The following is a 1,683-nucleotide window of genomic DNA, read 5'->3' as shown; positions in this document are numbered from 1 at the left end:
GGTCGGCACCAACAGTGGCGTTATTGCGCTGGACAGTGGCAGTACGGCAACAGGCTTTGGTATTCAGCTCGCCTGGGGAGCGACCTCCCAGTCAACAGGCTTAACGCCGGGAAGTCCGGTAACATTTAATCAACCCGTCAAGCCGGGTGTTATTGCAGCCACGGGCTATACGACAAAAACTTACTCCAGCAGCAGTACGCCCACGACTGAGACCATTAAAATGGCTGCCCGCTACATTCGCACCACGGGAACGGTCTCGGCAGGGACGGCAAATTCTTCGATAGAGATTGTGGCAAGTTATAATTAAGTTACTTCACGCCCGAAAATTTTTGTTCGGGCGAAACCGTAAATAGTTTTTAATAACCAGCGGTTACGGTTGATATTTTTATGCGTACTGTTTCGATTAAATATTTACTATATAAAATGTTCTGTTTTTTTACAAAAAAGGAGTTCTCCGCCAGGAAGGTAAAACTTATAATTTTCTCGTTTTAACACTTCCGTAAAACATGGTGATTTTATTAATATTTCAGATGGTTAATATCAATGTGTTGTGTCGCTGAACGCATGGTTTGAGGTGGTAATCCATCTTATAATTTATTTTCTGACTGTTCCTGTGCCTTTTATTATCCCCCTCGATAGTTCGCGCGAGGGGGAAAAGATGCGGCCATTTATAGCATTACTATTTTTAGCAAGTTTGTGTGGTTCCAGGGTTTATGCAATAAACATACAGTGCTCCGGTGGCTCTCCTCTTGAGAGCTTTACGATGCCTGTGCAAAACCTGCCAATAACCAGTGGTGGTGAAGGCAACACCGCGGGCTGGTCTAAACTCGCGACATGGTCATTTTTTCGCTGGAGTGGTAATGCCCAGTGCGATATGAGCTCTGCCTACAGCGTGAACACTGTCGGGTACGTCGTGCCCTATAATGGCAAACAACCTACGATGTATAACGGTGTATGGATATTTCCTACCTCAGAAGCGAGCGTGGGTATCTCATTTAAAGTTGCAATGGGCAATGCGGCAACACCCACCAGTTCTATCGGTACTTCCGCAAACCCTACCGTTCTCAATGCGGGGGGGATGGGAACCCAGTATCGCTGGACGAGTCTTTCATATAACGCGTTAAGCGTGGAAGCTACGCTCTGGAAGATACCGCCCTCAAACGGCGGGAGTGAATTACCGATAAATGGTCTGGTAACCTTTACCGGACCGACAATGAATGTAATCCTGGATATTCCGCCCGGGAATACCATGCTCCCGCCACCGCCAAATAATGGCTATGATCCCGCTTACCCAACGAGCTGGTTCATCATGTCCAAACAGTTTAATGGTTCATTAACCGCTTACCCTGGCACCTGTAACTTTGCCCTTAAAAAGGTGGACATGGGTAAACATGATGTGGGCGTGTCGGTCTCTGACTGGAAGGACGCCACCTTTACCCTGCAGTGCCCTAAAGCCTGGGGCTATAACCCGGTCTATTCTCTCAATTCGAGCAATGCGATCAGCGGAATCACTGCTAACACGCCAAATAAAGGCCTTGTCCTGACCGTCCTACCCAGAACCAGCGAGGTCGGCACCAACAGTGGCGTTATTGCGCTGGACAGTGGCAGTACGGCAACAGGCTTTGGTATTCAGCTCGCCTGGGGAGCGACCTCCCAGTCAACAGGCTTAACGCCGGGAAGTCC

General features: G+C 48.5%; 2 protein-coding genes. Both read left to right on the top strand.

Going from position 1 to position 1,683, the window contains the following annotated elements; genetic code table 11:
* On the top strand, positions 1-307 hold a 307-nt coding region (locus KXR87_RS23510; protein ID WP_437434583.1), incomplete at its 5' end, for a fimbrial protein.
* A gap of 456 nt (positions 308-763) precedes the next feature.
* The coding region (locus KXR87_RS23505; protein ID WP_437434582.1) for a hypothetical protein at positions 764-1,683 on the top strand (920 nt) is incomplete at its 3' end.

The sequence above is a fragment of the Yokenella regensburgei genome (assembly GCF_051486985.1).
GTDB lineage: Bacteria > Pseudomonadota > Gammaproteobacteria > Enterobacterales > Enterobacteriaceae > CBFFRJ01.
This window is presented reverse-complemented; position numbering and strand designations above follow the sequence as displayed.